We start from the raw sequence: 17,950 nt of genomic DNA, 5'->3' as shown, positions 1-17,950 counted from the left end.
GTCCTGAACGTAGGACTCACGCGTTCCGAACGTAGGACTCACGGGGGCTGAACGTAGGACTCACGGGGGTGGGGGGTGGACTCGCGGGTGGTGCGGATGGCGTCGGGGAGGGCGCGGAGGAGGGCGGTGGCGGGGATGGGGGCTCCGTTGGCGGCCAGGGCGGCGGCCAGGGCGTGGACCTTGGCGGCGGCACCGGCGGCCAGGACGGGGTCCAGGCGGGCGGCCAGGAGTGAGCCCAGGAGGCCGGAGAGGACGTCGCCGGAGCCGGCCGTCGCGGCCCACGAGGTGCGGGCGCGGTTGACCAGGACGCGGCCGTCCGGGCCGGCGATCACGGTGGCGTGGCCCTTGAGGAGCACGACGGCGTTGTAGCGCTTGGCGGCCCTCTGCGCGGCGGCGACGCGATCGGCGCCGACGGGGCCGGCCAGGCGTTCGAACTCGCGGTCGTGCGGGGTCAGCACGAGCGGGGTGTCGGGGTCGCGGGCGTCCCACAGGTCCGGGTTGTTGGCGAGCATGGTGATCGCGTCGGCGTCGGCGCACACCGGCACGCCCGCCTCCAGGACGGTCCGGAGTACCGCCTCCGCGCCCAACCCGGTGCCCACGCCGGGGCCGACCACCCACGCCTGCACCCGACCGGCGTCCGTGATCGACCCGGTGCAGATCGCCTCCGGCCACCGCGCCCGGACGCCCTCGGCCGCCGCACCCGCGTACCGGACCATCCCGGACGTCCCCAGCAACGCCGCACCGGTCGCCAGCACCGCCGCGCCCGGGTAGGTCGCCGAACCGGCGGCGACGCCCGTGACGCCCTGCGTGTACTTGTCGTCGTCCGGCCCCGGCACCGGCCACGCCAGGCCGACGTCGGCGGCGTCCAGTTCGGCCAGGTCGGGCCCGGCCAACTCGGCGTCCAGCCCGATGTCCACCAGCCGCACGTCGCCGCAGTCCGCCAACGCGTGCACGGGCTTCAGGCAGCCGAACGTCACGGTGGTGTGCGCGCGCACGGCCGGTCCGGAGATCGCACCGGTGTCGGGGTCGATCCCGCTGGGCAGGTCGACCGCGAGCACCGGCGCGTCGAGGTGCGCGACGTGCTCGGCGGCGTCCGGGCGGAGCGGACCACGGGCGGACAGGCCCACGATGCCGTCGATCACCAGGTCGACGTCGGCCAAGCGGGGCACCACCCGGCCGCCGACGCGACGGAACGCGGCCAAGCCCTCCGCGTGCACACGATCAGGTGTCAGCAGGACAGCGGACACGGCGACTCCGCGCTTGCGGAGGTAGTAGCCGGCCCACAGCGCGTCACCGCCGTTGTTGCCCGCTCCGACGAGCAGGCCGACCCGCCGCTTGCCCGCGAGCAGCTCCGACGCCACGACCGCCACGCCGAAGGCCGCCCGGCGCATCAGCGCGCCCGGCGGCGCGACCGCCATGACGCGTTCCTCCGCCGCCCTGACCCGTGCCGCAGTCCACAGACCCCGCATGGGGCCAAGCCTGCCCTACTCGACCGTGACGGACTTCGCGAGGTTGCGCGGCTTGTCCACGTCGTAGCCGCGGCTGCGCGCGATCTCCGCCGCCAGCACCTGCAACGGCACGGTCGAGATCAACGGCTGGAGCAGCGTCGGCACCGCCGGGATCTCGATCAGGTGATCCGCGAACGGGCGAACCGTCTCGTCACCCTCTTCGGCGATCACGATCGTGCGCGCACCGCGTGCCTGGATCTCGGAGATGTTCGACACCAGCTTGGAGTGCAGCACCGCACGCCCCTTGGGCGACGGCATGACCACGACGACCGGCAGGCCCTCTTCGATCAGCGCGATCGGACCGTGCTTCAACTCGCCCGCCGCGAAGCCCTCGGCGTGCATGTAGGCGAGTTCCTTGAGCTTCAGCGCGCCTTCGAGCGCCACCGGGTAGCCGACGTGCCGGCCGAGGAACAGCACGGCCTTCGAGTCGGCCAGCTCACGGCCCAGCGCGCGGACCTGCTCGACCGTGCCGAGCACCTTCTGCACGGCGTCCGGCATGGCCTCCAGCTGGTGGAACTCCTGCGCCACCTCGTCCGGGTACTTCGTGCCGCGCGCCTGCGCCAGCGCCAGGCCGACCAGGTAGTTCGCCGCGATCTGGGCGAGGAACGCCTTGGTCGACGCGACACCGATCTCCGGACCGGCGTGCGTGTAGAGCACGGCGTCGGACTCGCGCGGGATCTGGGCCCCGTTCGTGTTGCACACCGCCAGCACGCGGGCCTTCTGCGCGCGGGCGTGCCGGACGGCTTCCAGCGTGTCGGCCGTCTCACCGGACTGCGACACGGCGACCACCAGCGTGTCCCGGTCCAGCACCGGGTCGCGGTAGCGGAACTCGCTGGCCAGCTCGACCTCGACGGGCAGCCGGGTCCAGTGCTCGATCGCGTACTTGGCGACGAGGCCGGAGTGGTAGGCCGAGCCGCAGGCGACGACGAAGACCTTGTCCACGTCCCGCAGGTCCTGGTCGGACAGGCGCTGCTCGTCCAGCACGATCCGGCCGTCGAGGAAGTGGCCGCGCAGCGTGTTGGCCAGCGCCTCCGGCTGCTCCTCGATCTCCTTCAGCATGAAGTACTCGTGGCCGCCCTTCTCGGCGGCCGACAGGTCCCAGTTGACGGTGAACGGCTTGGCTTCCGCCGGCTCGCCGTCGAAGTCGGTCACGGTGTAGCCGTCGCGGTCGATCACCACGACCTGGTCCTGACCCAGTTCGACGGCCTCGCGGGTGTGCTCGATGAACGCGGACACGTCGCTCGCGACGAACGTCTCGCCCACGCCGACGCCGACGACCAGCGGTGACGAGCGGCGGGCGGCGACGACCAGGTCGGGGTGGTCGGCGTGCGTCACGACCAGGGTGAACGCGCCTTCGAGGCGGCGGACCACCAGCCGGACGCTCGCCGTCAGGTCGCCCTTGGTGTCGCCCTCGTCGTACGCGCGGGCGATGAGGTGCGCGGTGGTCTCGGTGTCGGTGTCGCTGGCCATCTCGACGCCGGCGGCTTCCAGCTCGGCGCGGAGGGTGGCGAAGTTCTCGATGATGCCGTTGTGCACGACGGCGACGCGACCGGTGACGTCACGGTGCGGGTGCGAGTTGCGGTCGACCGGCGCGCCGTGGGTGGCCCAGCGGGTGTGCCCCATGCCGGCGGTGCCCGCGAAGCCCTCGCGGCCGACCTCGTCCAGGCGGGTCTCCAGGTTCGTCAGCCGACCCGCCTTGCGTTCGACGGCGAGGCCGCCCGCGCCGTCGAGCACCGCGACGCCCGCCGAGTCGTAGCCCCGGTACTCCAGCCTGCGCAGCCCGTCGAGCACGACGTCGAGCGCCGACCGGTGGCCCACATATCCCACGATTCCGCACACGGGGACAGCGTAACTAGACCAGGGCCATCACCCTAAAGGGCCACTTCAGGACGTTTGCGCTGGTAGTGGACATTATTGGTGTAGACCAATCGTTGCGTGCGCGGCGCGGGCACGATCGACTACCGTTCGCGTGGTGAGCGGCTACTCGGCGAAGCAGGTGCTCGACCAGCTCAGCAGGCCGGGCGAACACCCCGTGCTGCGCGGCGACCTGGCGTTGGTGGGACTCCCCGGCCTGATCTACACGCCCTCGGCCGGGCTGGGACTGCCCGCGGTGGCCTTCGGGCACGGCTGGTTGCAGCCGGTCAACCGGTATCGGGCGCTGCTGCGGCACCTGGCGTCGTGGGGGTTCGTGGCGGCTGCGCCCGGGACCCAGCGGGGGCCGTTGATGTCGTCCCGGCTGCTGGCCGGGAACCTGCGGACCACGCTCGACATCTGCACCGGCGTGCGACTGGGCGACGGCGGGATCAGCGTCGACGCGGCACGGCTGGCGGTGGCCGGTCACTCGATGGGCGGAGGCGCGGCGGTGCTCGCCGCGGCCGACGACCCGCGGGTCCGGGCCGTCGTGACGTTGGCCGCATCGGAGACCCGGCCGTCCGCGCTGGACGCGGCGAGGCGGGTGACGGCGCCGGGGTTGCACCTGGCCGGCGGTGAGGACCGCATCGCGCCGCCCGTCGGGCACGCGGAGGCGATCGCGGAAGCGTGGCAGGGGCCGGTGCAGCTGCGGTCGTTGCCGAAGACCAGCCACCTGGGTTTCGCCGAGGGTCGGCACTGGAGCGAGCTGCTGCTGGACGGCAAGGGCGAGCGCTCGTCGCAGAAGCTGGCGCGGGCGTTGATGACGGCGTTCCTGCTGCGCATCCTCAAGGGCGAGAAGCAGTGGGACGTGCTGCTGGACGGCGACGTGAAGGGCGCCGCGCTGACGTACCAGCGCGGCGCACTCGTCCACCGCTGACGACGGCACGGCCCGTGAGCCGTGCCTCTCGCGTCAGGTCAGCCAGCTCTGGCCGCTGAGGTCGTCGTCGTCATCGACCGGCGACGGCCGACGACGCTGGACCACCGGCGGCGGGGGTGGGAGTGGGGTCGGGAGCTGGGGCGGGGGCGCGGCCTGGAAGGACTGCGGCGCGACCGGAGCGGGTGCGGTGTCCGGCTCGTCGTCCTCCGGGCCGAGGGCCAGCTCGCCCGAGGACTGCGGCCCGCGTTCCCACTGCGGCTTGCGAGCGGGCTGGGAGCCCGCGGCGGCGAGCTGCTGCGCCTTCTCCTGGAGCTTCGCGCGTTCGGCCGCCAAGCGCTCGTCGCGTTCCTTCGCCTCGGCGGCCAGACGTGCCTGGCTCTCCCGCAGCACACCGGTGACCTCGGCGTTCGCCCGCCGGAACCGCTCGGTCTGCTCCGCGAACGCCTGCTGCACCTTCGGGTCGACCACGATGACGGTCACGGTCAGCGGCCTCCTTCTTCACCGAGCACGCCCTGGACCCGGCTCAGGCTCAGGTCGTCGTCGAACAGCGATCCGGTGGTCCGCCACTGGCTCGGGCTGCGCTCGTTGTCGCCGCCGCCCTGCTGACCGCCACCGGCGGGCATCCCGCCGCCCATCATGCCCCCGGCCATGCCGCCCGCCATGCCGCCGCCCGGCTGGCCGGCGCTGCTGCCGTCCTGCATGGAGGGCAGGGTGGCCGATCCGGGCTGGGCCGCCTGGGAGGCGTTCGTGTCGGCGAGGCCGTGGTCCGCCGCGTCGGCGGACGGGCTGCTCCACGGGCTCTCGGCGCCGCCCGGCGAACCGCTGGGTGAGCCGCCGAGCACGGAGTCGGCGCCGTCGAAGCCGCTCGGTCCGCCGAACATGGAGGCGCCCGACGTGGAGGTCGTGCCCTCGGTGTTCAGGGTCAGGGGCGGTGCGAAACCGGAGTCGGAGCGGGGTGCGAAGTCCTGGAAGGACGACGCTGCCGCGGGCTCGGTGAAGCCGGGCGCGAAACCGGAGTCGGGTGCGGGCATCGCCCGGAAGCCGGAACCCGGACCACCGCCCGCGCCACCGCCGCCGCCCATGCCGCCGCCGTCCGCGGGCATCGCGCTGAAGCCGGGGCCCGCGACACCGCCCCCGGCGGGCATCGCGCTGAAGCCCGGAGCCGCACCACCACCGGCACCGCCGCCTGCGCCACCGCCTGCGGCACCGCCAACGCCGCCGCCCTCGGCGGGCATCGCGCTGAAGCCCGGTGCCGCACCGGCCTCGGCCGGCATCGTGGTGAAGTCAGGGCCACCACCCATGCCACCGCCCACGCCGCCGCCGTCGACGGGCATGGCGCTGAAGCCCGGTGCCATCGCACCCTCGGCGGGCATCGTGGTGACCGGCTCGGTGAAGCCCGGCACCGCGCCCTCGGCGGGCATCGTCGTCACCGGCTCGGTGAAGCCCGGCATCGCACCCTCGGCGGGCATGGCGCTCAACGTCGGCTCGCCCATCGCGGGCATCGGCGCGGCGGCGTCCATGCCCGGGATGCCGGCCACGCCCTTGTCCGCGTCGTCCTCGCCGAACTCGACGCCGTACTCCTGCGGTTCGCCCGCGCCGTCGTCCACGGTGAGGTTGATCTCACCCGTCAGCGGGTCGACCTCGGCGGTGATCGACAGGCCGTCCAGCTCGATCAACGCCTTGCCGTCCGCACCCGCCTCGATCGGGACCGCGCCGTCACCACCGCCCGTGCCGCCGACCGCACCCGGCGTGGCGGGGGTGCCGGCGGGCGTGGCGGCGGTCGCTCCCGCCAGCGCGCCGGCCAACGCCGCCCCGCCGTTCTGACCCATCAGGGCCTTCGCGGCGTCCGGGTTGTTGCTGAAGTCGACGTCGTAGGTCTTCGGCGGGCTCTGCGGCGTGTCGACGGTGATCTTGACGTGGCCGTTCGCGTCCGGCTCGGTGATCTGGATCTCGTTGTCACCGCTCTTGATGGTGACGGTCTCCGGCGCCTCTTCGCCCTTGAGGCCGTCGGGTGCGCCGTCGGGCTTGCCGTCACCGTCGAGGTCGTCCGGCTTGCCGTCGCCGTCGGTGTCGCCCGGCACGTCGGGCTTGCCGTCGCCGTCCTTGTCCAGCGGGTTCTCCGGCTTCGGCATCTCCGGCACGCCACCGCCGCCACCGGGCGGGCCACCACCGGGGGTCCCACCGCCGGGCGTCCCACCACCAGGGGTGCCGCCGCCCGGAGTCCCACCGGGCTGCTCGACCTTCTCCCGGTCGCCGCCGTCCTCGCCGAACACGGGCGGGTCTCCGACCTGGCCGAACGGCTGGTCCTTGATCTGGCCTTCCAGCTGGCCGAACATCGTGTCGTAGGCGGTCTGGACGCCCATCTGCACGGCCTTGCAGTAGCCGTCGAACGCCTGCTGCTTGCCGTCGAACTCCTGGCACAGGCCGCGCAGCTTCTGCTTGGCCTCGTCCATCAGGCGCTGCCGGACCTCCTTGGCGTGGTCCGCCCACCCCATGAAGTTGCCGATGATGCCGCCGACCGGACCGCCGAGCACGATGCCGATCGCGCCGCCGATGAGCATGTCCGGGATACCGGAGAACCAGTCACCGAGGCTGAAGTCGCTCTCGTTGATGTCACCGCGGGCCATCCGGATCTGCTTCTTCGCCTCGTCCACCGACAGGCCGCCGCACTGCTCGGCGTACATGTCGTGGATGTGCTGCGCGAATTCCTTGACCTGCTGCTGGATCGTGGTCACGCCGGTCACGATGGTGCCCGGCGCGTTCTTCGTGTCCTGGATGAAGGTGCCGGCGGTGTTGAGGAACTTGCCGTTGTAGCCGTTGGCGGCCTGCGCGGCCTCGCCCTCCCAGGACGCCAGCCCGTTCCACGCGGTGCCGAGGCCGTTCTGGTGGTTGTCCAGGTCCGCGACCGCTTTGTTGATCTTGTCGGCGTCTTCGCGGAACTTGCCGAAGTCGATGTCGCGGACTTCGTCGTAGTTCTTGTAGATGTGGCCCTTGAGATCGGGGGCCTGGCCGCCGTGACCGGCGAGCGGCGCGGCCTCCTGGTAGATCGGGATGAACTTCTCGAAGAACCGCAGGCCGGGTGCGCCCGCGTCGATCAACTCGTTGGAGTTGCCGAAGTCGCCGGTCTCGTTGAGCACCTTCTGCGTGCTGCCGAGCTCGCGCTCTTCCTTGGCCTCGGCGACGAGCTTGTCCGCCTCGCCCCCCTCCATCGTCCAGTCGCCGTGCCGCACTTCCTGGCCGGCGTTGAAGGCGAGGCTGCCGCCGAGGGTCACGGGGGCGAGCAGGACTCCGCCCGTGTGCTGCCAGAAACCGGGGTCGTTGGGCACTTCGACGCCGTTCGCCTCGGCGTAGCGCCGGACGTCCTCTTCACTGCCACCGGCGCCCGCCAACGCGCGGACCAGCTGCTGCTTGGTCTCCGGCGTGACGTTGGGGTCGTCGAGGAGCTGCTTGATCTCGTTCTGGTCGGCCACCTCGTCACCCCTTGAACTGGTCGCTGGTGGCGGATTCGTTGCTCTCGTACGTCTTCGCCACGTCCTTGAGGCGCAGCGCGACGTTGCTCGCCTCTCGACCGAACGTCTCCATGCTGGCCTGGAGGCGGTCGAAGTAGACCTTGTACTTGGTCTCGGTGCCCTGGAACTTCCGGCCGACCTGGCCCGCGCCCACCGCCGGCGTCACCGAGTTCTTCAGCTGGATTATGTCCGCGCTGTGATCCTCGTACTGCTTGGCAGCGTTCTGCAGTTCACCCGGCCCAACACCGAAGCCCGCCATCGAATGCCTCCCCGTTTCCCCGGATCAGACGCCGGAAAACCTGCTCCGGTTCCTCGAACAGGGTGCCGGCTCGGGCCGGTCCGCAGACCGGGAACGGGGATTGCGGTTGCTCGGGCAAACGCGATCCGCGCCGTGTCCCGCACCAGGGCGATCCGGTTCGGTAACGCTGTCTCAGCCCTGTGGTGACGGCGGACCGCCGGTGGGCGGTTGCGGCGGGTAGGGCGGCCCTGGCGGCTGCCCTGGGCCTGGTTGGCCGTAGCCGGACTGGCCGGGGTTGGGCGAACCAGGGTCAGGCGGGCTGTAGCCCGGCTGGCCAGGGTTGGGCTGGTCATGGCCAGGCTGACCAGGGCTGGCCTGGCCATAGCCCGGCTGAGCGGGGCCGGGCTGGCCGTAGCCGGGCTGACCATGGCTGGGCGGACCGTAGCCGGGCTGGCCGGGGCTGGGCTGGCCATAGCCAGGCTGAGCGGGGCCGGGCTGGCCGTAGCCGGGCTGACCATGGCTGGGCGGACCGTAGCCGGGCTGGCCGGGGTTGGGCGGGCCATAGCCGGGTTGAGCGGGGCCTGGGTGGCCGTAGCCCTGCGGGCCGGGGTTGGGCGGGCCGTAGCCCGGCTGACCGGGACCGGGGTGGCCGTGGCCGGGGGGTGGGCCGTAGCCGGGTGGGCCGTAGCCGGGCGGTGGGTGGCCCTGGTGTCGGGAGCGCTTCTTCGTCGTCACCACGATGAGCACCACCACCGCGGCCACCAGGCCGAGGAAGAGGATGATCAGCTCCAGCGGCCCGATCCTCAGCATCGACGCACCCCGTCCCGACTGTCAGCGCACGGACGAAACGACTCCGGCCAACCGCTGTGCGGCGGATTCGGCCAGCTCCGGCGTCGCGGCCTCGACCATGACCCGCACCAGCTGCTCGGTCCCGGACGGGCGCAGCAGCACGCGACCGGTGTCGCCGAGTTCGGCCGACACCGCGGCCACGGCCTCGTTCACCGCCGCGTCCTTCGCCACTGCCGACTTGTCCCCGACGACCACGTTGATCAGCACCTGCGGCAGCCGGCTCATCACGCCCGCCAGCTCGGCCAGCGGCTTGCCGGTCTCCGCCATCCGCGCCATCAGGCGCAACGCGGTCAGCAGCCCGTCACCGGTGGTGGCGTGCGCCGGGAGGATCACGTGCCCGGACTGCTCACCGCCCAGCGCGTACCCGCCCGCCCGCAGCTCCTCCAGCACGTACCGGTCGCCGACGGCGGTGGTCTTGAGGGCGATGCCGTGCTCGCGCATCGCCAGGTGCAGGCCGAGGTTGCTCATCACGGTGGCGACCAGGGTGTTGTCGGTCAGCTCACCGTTCTCCTTCATGCCCAGCGCCAGCACGGCCATGACCTGGTCACCGTCGAGGTCGTTGCCGTCGGCGTCGACCGCCACGCAGCGATCCGCGTCACCGTCGTGCGCGATGCCCAGGTCGGCCCCGTGCTCGACCACGGCGGCGCACAGCTCCGCGACGTGGTTGGAGCCGCAGCCGTCGTTGATGTTCAGGCCGTCGGGCGCGGTGTGGATCTCGACCACCTCGGCGCCCGCGCGGCGGTAGGCGTCGGGCGCGGCCACGGAAGCGGCGCCGTTCGCGCAGTCCACCACGACCTTGAGGCCTTCCAGGCGGTGCGGCGTCACCTTCAGCAGGTGCTGCACGTACTGGCCCTCGGCGTCCTCGACGTCGCGGACGCGGCCGATGCCGGCGCCGGTCGGGCGGTACTCGCGGTCGCCGAGCTTCTGCTCGATCTCGTCCTCGACCGCGTCGGGGAGCTTGTGCCCGCCCGCGGCGAACAGCTTGAGGCCGTTGTCGGGCATGGGGTTGTGCGAGGCGGAGATCATCACGCCGACGTCCGCGCCCAGCGCGGACACCAGGTAGGCGACCGCCGGGGTGGGCAGGACGCCCGCCCGCAGGACGTCCGCGCCCGCCGATGTGAGACCGGCCACCACGGCCGCCTCCAACATCTCGCCGCTGGCCCGCGGGTCGCGGCCGACGACCGCGACCGGGCGGTGCGAGCGGTCGTGCTCGGCCAGCACGCGGGCCGCCGAGGCGGCGATGGACAGCGCGAGTTCGGGGGTCAGGTCCGCGTTGGCGAGACCGCGTACGCCGTCGGTGCCGAACAGCCGAGCCATGATCGCCGTGACCTCCATGGGTGAACCAAGCACAACACGCCGGCGGAGCCGGCAATTCAATTCGATTGCGGTAAGCCGGGTATCGCAGAACGACACCCGGAAATGCACTGCGGGAGCAGCAGTTCGACGAAAGAACTGACTGCTCCCGCAGGGATGGTGCTCGCCGGACCTGGGAAAAGGTCAGCGCTTGCTGTACTGAGGCGCCTTACGGGCCTTCTTCAGACCGTACTTCTTCCGCTCCTTGACCCGGGGGTCACGGGTGAGGAAGCCGGCCTTCTTCAGCACCGGGCGGTCCTCGGAGTCGACGGCGATCAGCGCACGCGCGATCGCGAGGCGCAGCGCACCGGCCTGGCCGGTGGTGCCGCCGCCACGCAGGGTCGCGATGACGTCGAACGTCTCCGGCTTCTCCGTCGTCACCAGGGGCTCACGGATGAGCTGCTGGTGCACCTTGTTCGGGAAGTAGTCGTCCATCGACTTCCCGTTCAGGGTGAACTTGCCGGTGCCGGGGAGGAGCCGCACGCGGACGATCGCCTGCTTGCGGCGGCCGACCGTCTGCGCGAGGTGGTGCGCACCCGCGTTGAGGGTGTGCCGCACGACGGGCGTGGGCTCGGCCTCGACGGCTTCGGGCGCCTCCGCCTCGGCGGCGTCGGTGTCGACCTCAGCGGCGTCGACCTCGGTGGCCTCCGCCTCTGGGGCGTCCGCCTCCGAGGCGTCTGCCTCGGGGGCTTCCGCCTCGGGAGCCTCCGCCTCGACGGCTTCGGTCTCGACGACGTCGGTCTCGACGGTGTCGAGCTCGGCCTCAGGGGTGGTCACGTCGATGTCCTCGGTCTGCTTCTCGGTCACTGGGCGACCTTCTTGATCTCGAACGGCTGCGGCTGCTGGGCAGCGTGCGGGTGGTTCGGGCCCGTGTAGACCTTGAGCTTGCCCGCGATCGCGCGGCCGAGGCGGTTCTTGGGCAGCATGCCCTTGATCGCCTTCTCGACCAGGCGGTCGGCACGGGTGTCGAGCACCTCACCGAACGAGCGCTGGCTCAGGCCGCCCGGAAAACCGGAGTGCCGGTACACGAACTCCTGATCACGCTTCTTGCCGGTCAACGCCACCTTGTCCGCGTTGATGACGATGACGAAGTCACCGGTGTCAACGTGTGGTGCGTAAGTCGGCTTGTGCTTGCCGCGCAGCAGCGTCGCGGCCTGGGTGGCGAGCCGACCGAGCACCACGTCCTGGGCGTCGATCACGTGCCAGGTTCGGGTCACCTCGCCGGGCTTCGGGCTGTACGTGCGCACGGGTCTACCTCGTCGTCACTTGCGTCTGGGGTCATTGCGGCGGTTGCTCAGGCCAGAGACCCCAGGTGGGCAGAGGACCAGAACACGAGGAACGCATAGTGCGAACCAGATACCGCACAACAACGTAGGAAGATACCGGTTGGGGTCGGGGCGGGTCAAAACGACCCCTCCGAAACCGGCTGGAACAGGCCGGGAACACGGCTGCGGGCCCCGGATCCTCGAGGATCCCGGGGCCCGCGAAGGTGGCCTGGGCTCAGCCCCAGCGACCGCGGTTCTTGTTCTCGGCGGCCTGGTACGCCTCGGTGGCCGCGGCGACCGCGGTGCCGACCTGGGCGAGCACCTGCTGGAGGCCGGCGGCGGACTGGTCCCACGCCGTCTGGGCCTGCTGGTACGCCTCGCTGGCGCCACCCTGCCACTGCGCGATGACCGGGTTCAGGCGGTCCTTCAGGTTGTCGAGCTCCGACTGGACCTTGCTCGCCTGCGAGCTGATGTCGTTGGCGGCGTTGCCCAGCTCAGCGAAGCTGACCTTGATCTGGTTGGTGTCCATGGTTTCCCCTCGGATGTGGAGTCAAGAAAGCAGAAAGCAGGTGGAACGAACTGACGGACAAAGTGCAGAAATCCGCGATCACGCGCCGCCGAGACGGCCCATGATCTGGGACATCTCCTGCGCCTGCTCTACTTCCTGCTGGAGGTAGGTCGCCGCGCTGCCGCTCATCTGCTCGGCGATGTCGAGCAGCGCCTTCTGCAGCTTGTCGGCGTCCTCGCGGAACCGCTCCATCATGGTGTTGAACGCGAGGGCGGCCTGACCGGACCAGACACCCGAGAGACCGTCGATGGTGCCCTGGAGCTGGGTCAGGATGCCCTGAACGGACTCGTTCGTGCTGACGATGTCCTTGCCGGCGTTGACAAGTTCCTCATGTCCGGTCTCGAAACCAGCCATTGGGTGCGACCCCCTAGGTCGAAGTGATCAGGCGTTCTCGTTCGTACGCCTCTTACGACGCAGACCCTCCCACGGCCGGTTCCACGTTGTCCCGACTTCTTCGGAAGTAGTTGCGGTTGTAAACGCATGGGTGGCGGAACCGCGTCAGTAGAGGATTCGCGCTTGCGAAAAGTCCTCGTCATCGCCACCTTCGGGGGGCAGTTGACCGCTCGGGCCCGCTACTGCGCGGGAACCGAGCACCGGCCGTTCCGGGACCGCATTTGCATTTGCGTCCGTTTGCTCTCGCGATTTCTCCGGCGCGAGCAGTTCGGCGGCCGGCGGCAGTTCCTCGACGGGCAGCCCCTGGTGCCGGCGGAAGCCGGTGGCGACGCGCTGGACGTCGGGTGACGTGGCCGCGTGCCGGTCCGGCCGGACCTGCCGCGCCTTGGCCTGCTCGGCCAGCTCCCGGTTGCGCTCGCGCTGGGCCGCGTTCTTCGCGCCGGCGGCGGCTGCCGCGCGCCGCCCCCTGGTCACCGCGGCGTCGAGGTCCGAGCGGAACCGGGCGAACGCCTCCGGGATGCCGGTCATCACAATCCCCACAAAGTCAGCTGGTCACGGTCAGCGTGCGGACGACCTGCTCGCACGCGGGGCGGACCCGGTCGCGCCCGCCCTCCGGGTACTGGCAACCGACGCTGACCTGCACCTCGTCCTGGAACAGCACGTACCAGTCGATGGTGGCCGGGCCCGCCTCTTCCCGGTAGTAAACGACATCCTTGGCCGCGAAGTCGGCGGAAGCGTCGAAACCGGACACGTTCTCCCGCGCGTCGTACTGGCCGCGCAACTCCGTTTCGGCGCGGGTCCGGTCCTTGGTGGCGTCATAGGTGAGCTTGCGCTCCTCGACCGCGATGACGTCCAGCTCGGATTCCGCCGATTCGGGCTTGAGCAGCACCTTGCGGGTCTCGACCTGACCGCCGGTCTGCTGCCAGCCCGTCGGCGCGACGAAGCTGTAGTCGTACTGGGCGACGGTCTTGCCCTCGGCCGACGGGGTGGTGGTCGGCGGCGCGGTGGTCTGCCCGCCGGCTCCCGGGCCGCCCCTGCTGAGCGCGAACGCCACGGAGGCGCCGGCGACCGCGAGCACCGCGACGACGATCGTCACGATCAGCGGCGCCCGGTTCTTGCGAGGCGCCGGTCGGGGGGTCGCCGCACCGGTGGACGCCGGTCCGGTCGAGGCCGGTCGGGTGGACGGCGGTGGGAAGTAGGGCTGCGCGAACCCGGACGGCGGTGACGGCGGCGTGATCCGCCGGGTGATCTTCCGGGTCGCCTGGCCGTCGGTGATCTTCCGGGTGACGTCGCCGCCACCCGGTGGCAGCGCGCCGGTGCGCAACGGGTCGACGCTCACCGCCCGCAGCGCGCCGCGGGCCACCACGGTCTCGGGCTGGTCGATGCTCGTCGGCACCACACCGGACTGGTCCAGGACCAGCCGGGCGACCAGCGGGATGCGGCTCGACCCGCCGACCAGGAACACGCCGGCCAGGCCGCGCGGGTCGAGCCCGGCGTCACGGACGGCCGTCACGACCAGCGCGGCGGCGCGGTTGAGCGGCGCGCTGATGAGGCGTTCCAGGTCGGTCCTGGTGACGTGGGCGTCGGCGAACGGTGGCGGCATCGGCACGTCGGTGTAGGCGTGCCGGGACAGCGTCTCCTTCGCGCCGCGCACGTCCTGGCGCAGCACCCGGCGCTTGCGGCGGTCGGTCATCTCCCGACCTTCGACGAGCTGCTGCCACGCGTCCGGGTCGCCCGGCGAGACCAGCGACCCGACGTGCTCCAGCAGGGCCTGGTCGACGTCCGCGCCGCCGAAGCCGGGATCGCCCTTGGTGGCGAGCACCCGGAACGCGCTGCCCTGGCGGGCGATCACGCTGGCGTCGACCGTGCCGCCGCCCAGGTCGAGCACGGCCAGCGCCGCGCCGTCCTGGATGGCGTGGGTCGCCGAGTGGAACACGGCCGCCGCGACCGGCTCGGGCACCAGGCGGAGTTCCTGGCCGAGCCCGCGGGCGGCTTGCAGGAGGACGCGGGTCCGGATCGCGCCCCAGTCGGCGGGGTGGGTGAGCACCAGCAGGTCGACCCGCGCGCCGCCGGCGACGCGCCGCGCCTCGTCCACGGCCCTGGTCAGCACGGCCCGCACCACGTCGGCCACGGGCAGCACGCTGGTGCCGAGCAGCAGCTCGCCCTCGTCGATGCGGCGCTTGGGGTGCGGCTCGTAGCGGGACGGGTCCACGGCGGCCTGGCGTTCCGCCTCCTGGCCGACGAACAGCGTGCCGTCCGCGGCGGCGAACACCGCCGACGGCACGATCGGCTGGCCGTCGACCACGACGACCTGCGGTTCACGGCCGTGCAGGGACATGGCGACGCAGGTGCTGGACGTGCCGAAGTCCACCGCCACGTGCAAGCTCATCCGTCATCCCCTCGTCGGCCGGGGCGGGCTCGCATATGCATACCTCACGGACGGGCTGCCCGGTCGGCTGGTCGGGCGATCGCCGCCGTGGCGTGTTCGTAGGCCTGCTCCATCCGCTCGATCGCGCGGGCCGCTCCCACGTGCCGGTACTCGCGCAGGGCCGGTTCCAGCACGAGCACCGCGTCGTCCGGCCGGCCCAGCGCCAGGTAGCCCTCGGCCATGGACGCGACGGCGTTCGCGGCGCCGATGCCCTCCCCGATCTCGACGAAGATCTGGTACGACCTGGCGGCGAGCCGGACGCCCTCGGTGTGGTCGCCGGTGGCCACCTTCACCCGGCCGGCGAGGTTGGTCACGTACCCGACACCCCTCGGGTCGTCGACCACCGTGACGAGTTCCATCGCCCGGTCCATCGCCCGGACCGCCCGCGCCAGGTCGTCGTTGTCCAGCGCGCAGCGGGCGACGCCGTAGTGCACTTGAACCTCGGGCAGCGTCAGCCCGAGCTCGCGGCAGATGTCCAGCGCCTCGTCGAAGTACACCAGCGCTTCCGCGTACTGGCCCAGTTCACCGAGCATCAGCGCGAGTTCCCGCACGGTCGAGCAGTAGGCGGTCCGGGAACCGCTGCGCTTCGCCACCTCGACGGCGCGGCGGGCCAGGTCGATCCCCGGCTCCTCGCCGCTCATGTGGCGGTAGTGCGCGAGCGATGCCAGGGCGATGGCCTCCGCCACCGCGTCGCCGTGCCGGCGGTACGCCTCGGTGCACGCCTCCAGCGTGCGCAGCAGGCCGTCCTCCACGGACCGCTTGAGCAGCTGCACCGCCCGGTGGTACTCGACGCGCCAGGCCAGCGGGGAGTCGCCCTCGGCGCGCACGGTGTCGCGGACCAGTTCGGCCAGCTCCACCACCCGCTCGGTCGGGATGTAGATGTCGAGGTACCTGATGGTGCGTTCGTAGACCGCGTCCGCCGCCACCCCCCAGCCGCGGCGGCACGCCGTCTCGATCGCGCGTTCGAGCTGGACCTGTTCGACCAGCAGCCACTTGACGCCGTCCGCGGTCAGCCGCTCGACCTCGCACGGCGCGAGGACCTCCGACGGCGCGAACGGGAGCATCGGCAGCTCGTCCACGCTCACGGCCAGTCGTTCGCACGCGGCGTCCGCCAGGGTCGTCAACGTGTCGACGTAGTCGCGCAGGGCGGCGGCGCCGCCTTCGTCGTCCTCGCCCAGCTCGGCGGCGTAGACGGCGAGGATGTCGTGCAGCCGGTAGCGCGGTTCGCCGGTCGCGTCGCGGCCCACGTCCTCCAGGAGGTTGGCCTCGACCAGCTGCTCGACGACCTGCTCCGGGTCGTCCAGGCCGGTGAGCGCCTTGACCACCCAGGACGCCACGTCGGACGCGCCGAGGAGGCCGAGCCGGCGGAACGCCAGCGCGGCGTCGGGCGGCAGGGCCTCGTAGCTCAGCTCCAGGCTGGCCCGGACCTCCAGGTCGCCCGCGGCCAGCTCGTCCAGCCTGCGGCGCTCGTCGGCGAGCCGGTCGGCCAGCTTGGTCAGCGGCAACGACTGGCGCGCGGCCAACCTGGCGCCGACGATCCGCAGGGCCAGCGGCAAGCCTCCGCACGCCTCCACGATCGCCGCCGCGGCCGAGGCCTCCGCCGCCACCCGGCGTTCGCCGATCATCCGCGACAGCAGGGCGAGACCCGACGGAGCGGCCAGCGGTGGCACCCGGAGCGGGCGGATGCCCGGCAGGCCGCCCAGTTGGTGCCGGCTGCTGATCAGCACGGCGCTGCTCGCGGTGCCCGGCAGGAGGTGCCGCACCTGCTCGAAGCCGGCCGCGTCGTCCAGGACGAGGAGCACCGCGCGGTCGGCGATGCGGGACCGGAACGCGGCGGCGCGGGTCTCCAGCCGGTCCGGCATGGCGGTGGGGTTGAGGCCGACCGCCGTCAGCAGCTCGGCCAGCACCTCGGCGGGGTCGCGCGGTGCGGCGCCGGCGCCGTCCAGCCGGACGAAGAGCTGCCCGTCCGGGAAGCGGGCCCGCAGCGCGTGCGCGACCCGGATCGTCAGGGTGCTCTTGCCGGTGCCGGGCGCACCGGTGATCGCCACCACCGGCACGGCCGTTCCCGACGGGTCGCCGGTGAGCAGCGCCGTCGCTTCCGCGCAGAGGTCGTCGCGCCCGATGAAGTCGGCCGTGTCGGGTGGCAGCTGGCACAGGGCGGTCCACGGTTTGAGCGCGTGCGCCGGCTCCGCGCCACCGACCAGCACGGTGCGGTGCACGGCCCGCAGGTACTCGCTCGGGTCGACGCCCAGCTCGTCGGCCAGCAGCCGGCGCACGGTGCGGAACGCGGCCAGCGCCTCGGCCTGCTGGTCGCTGCCGTGCAGGGCGAGCACCAACTGGCCCCAGAACCGCTCGCGCAACGGGTACGCCCTGGTCAGCGAGCGCAGTTGGGGCACGAGCCCGCCGAACCGGCCCGCCGCGAGGTCCACCTCGATCCGGCGTTCGAGGACGACCAGCCGCTCCTCCAGCAGCGGCTCGACCTCCGCCGTGTGCAGGACGTCGGACCGCACGTCCGACAGGGGCTCGCCCCGCCACAGCGCGAGCGCTTCGGCGTACTCGCCGTTCGCCGCGAGCCGGCGGAAGCGGTGCAGGTCGAGCGATTCCGGCTCGACGTCGGCGACGTACCCGTGCGTGACCGTGCGGACCACGTTCGCGGTGCCCAGGGCCTGGCGCAGCCGCCGGACCACCATCTGCAACGTCGCCTTGGCCCGGTCCGGGTTCGGCGCGCCGTCCTCCCACAACCGGTCGACCAGGGTGTCGACCGCGACGGGCTGGTTGGCGCGCAACAACAACGTCGCCAGCAGCACCCGCGCCCGACCCGCCGGGATCGTCAGCCGCGCACCGTCGTGCCAGACCTCCAGCGGGCCCAGCACGTTGAACCGCGTCCGACCCGGCGAAGCGGGGACGGCGGTGGAGGAGGACGACTGCTGTGCCGGAGGTGCGGCGAGCCCCGGTGCCGTGAACCGAGTCGCCATACCCCTCCTAGGACAACCCCACTTTACGACTTTCGCCCGTGGCGCGAGAACGTGGAACGCGGCTACCTGCCACTAC

The 17,950-nt window shown here is 72.2% G+C and carries 14 protein-coding genes; 1 reads left to right on the top strand and 13 read right to left on the bottom strand.

All coding sequences use genetic code 11. The features are described 5' to 3' along the window. Nucleotides 1-38: 38 nt before the first annotated feature. Complete coding sequence (locus OQ02_RS04265; RefSeq protein WP_033436754.1) at nt 39-1,469, bottom strand: bifunctional ADP-dependent NAD(P)H-hydrate dehydratase/NAD(P)H-hydrate epimerase; 1,431 nt, start codon at nt 1,467-1,469, stop codon at nt 39-41. 15 nt (nt 1,470-1,484) lie between these two features. Then, nucleotides 1,485-3,347, bottom strand: a complete 1,863-nt coding sequence (glmS, locus tag OQ02_RS04260; RefSeq protein ID WP_033436753.1) for a glutamine--fructose-6-phosphate transaminase (isomerizing) — start codon at nt 3,345-3,347, stop codon at nt 1,485-1,487. A gap of 133 nt (nt 3,348-3,480) precedes the next feature. Here glmS and OQ02_RS04255 point away from each other — a divergent pair, with 133 nt between their 5' ends. Beyond that, nucleotides 3,481-4,296: a dienelactone hydrolase family protein gene (locus OQ02_RS04255; protein WP_033437033.1), complete on the top strand. Its 816-nt coding sequence runs from the start codon at nt 3,481-3,483 to the stop codon at nt 4,294-4,296. A gap of 33 nt (nt 4,297-4,329) precedes the next feature. On the opposite strand, the gene OQ02_RS04250 is transcribed toward OQ02_RS04255, so the two are convergent. The 11 genes from OQ02_RS04250 to OQ02_RS04200 form a co-directional block, all read right to left on the bottom strand. After that, nucleotides 4,330-4,776, bottom strand: a complete 447-nt coding sequence (locus OQ02_RS04250; protein WP_033436752.1) for a hypothetical protein — start codon at nt 4,774-4,776, stop codon at nt 4,330-4,332. Nucleotides 4,777-4,778: 2 nt separating this feature from the next. Beyond that, nucleotides 4,779-7,766, bottom strand: coding sequence for a hypothetical protein (locus OQ02_RS04245; protein WP_033436751.1), 2,988 nt, complete (start codon nt 7,764-7,766; stop codon nt 4,779-4,781). A gap of 4 nt (nt 7,767-7,770) precedes the next feature. Next, on the bottom strand, nt 7,771-8,064 hold the full coding sequence (locus OQ02_RS04240) for a WXG100 family type VII secretion target (RefSeq protein ID WP_033436750.1): 294 nt from the start codon (nt 8,062-8,064) through the stop codon (nt 7,771-7,773). Nucleotides 8,065-8,874: 810 nt separating this feature from the next. Then, on the bottom strand, nt 8,875-10,209 hold the full coding sequence (glmM, locus tag OQ02_RS04235) for a phosphoglucosamine mutase (protein ID WP_033437032.1): 1,335 nt from the start codon (nt 10,207-10,209) through the stop codon (nt 8,875-8,877). A 180-nt stretch (nt 10,210-10,389) separates the two neighbouring features. Beyond that, nucleotides 10,390-11,052: a 30S ribosomal protein S9 gene (gene rpsI, locus OQ02_RS45550; RefSeq protein ID WP_081915358.1), complete on the bottom strand. Its 663-nt coding sequence runs from the start codon at nt 11,050-11,052 to the stop codon at nt 10,390-10,392. Continuing rightward, a complete protein-coding gene (rplM, locus tag OQ02_RS04225) occupies nt 11,049-11,492 on the bottom strand; it encodes a 50S ribosomal protein L13 (RefSeq protein ID WP_033436749.1) in 444 nt (147 codons plus the stop codon). Before rplM ends, rpsI begins: the two co-directional genes overlap by 4 nt. Nucleotides 11,493-11,745: 253 nt before the next feature. Next, nucleotides 11,746-12,039, bottom strand: coding sequence for a WXG100 family type VII secretion target (locus tag OQ02_RS04220; RefSeq protein ID WP_033436748.1), 294 nt, complete (start codon nt 12,037-12,039; stop codon nt 11,746-11,748). Nucleotides 12,040-12,117: 78 nt separating this feature from the next. After that, on the bottom strand, nt 12,118-12,432 hold the full coding sequence (locus OQ02_RS04215) for a WXG100 family type VII secretion target (RefSeq protein ID WP_033436747.1): 315 nt from the start codon (nt 12,430-12,432) through the stop codon (nt 12,118-12,120). 144 nt (nt 12,433-12,576) lie between these two features. Further along, nucleotides 12,577-12,999, bottom strand: coding sequence for a hypothetical protein (locus OQ02_RS04210; protein WP_156076860.1), 423 nt, complete (start codon nt 12,997-12,999; stop codon nt 12,577-12,579). A gap of 16 nt (nt 13,000-13,015) precedes the next feature. Next, nucleotides 13,016-14,860, bottom strand: a complete 1,845-nt coding sequence (locus tag OQ02_RS04205; protein WP_033436745.1) for a type VII secretion-associated protein — start codon at nt 14,858-14,860, stop codon at nt 13,016-13,018. 44 nt (nt 14,861-14,904) lie between these two features. After that, a complete protein-coding gene (locus OQ02_RS04200) occupies nt 14,905-17,874 on the bottom strand; it encodes an AfsR/SARP family transcriptional regulator (protein WP_051771657.1) in 2,970 nt (989 codons plus the stop codon). Nucleotides 17,875-17,950: the final 76 nt, after the last annotated feature.

The sequence above is a fragment of the Saccharothrix sp. NRRL B-16314 genome, from assembly GCF_000716595.1.
Classification (GTDB): Bacteria; Actinomycetota; Actinomycetes; order Mycobacteriales; family Pseudonocardiaceae; genus Actinosynnema.
Note: the sequence above shows the minus strand (reverse complement) of the source record. Positions and strands in the feature narration are given on the sequence as shown.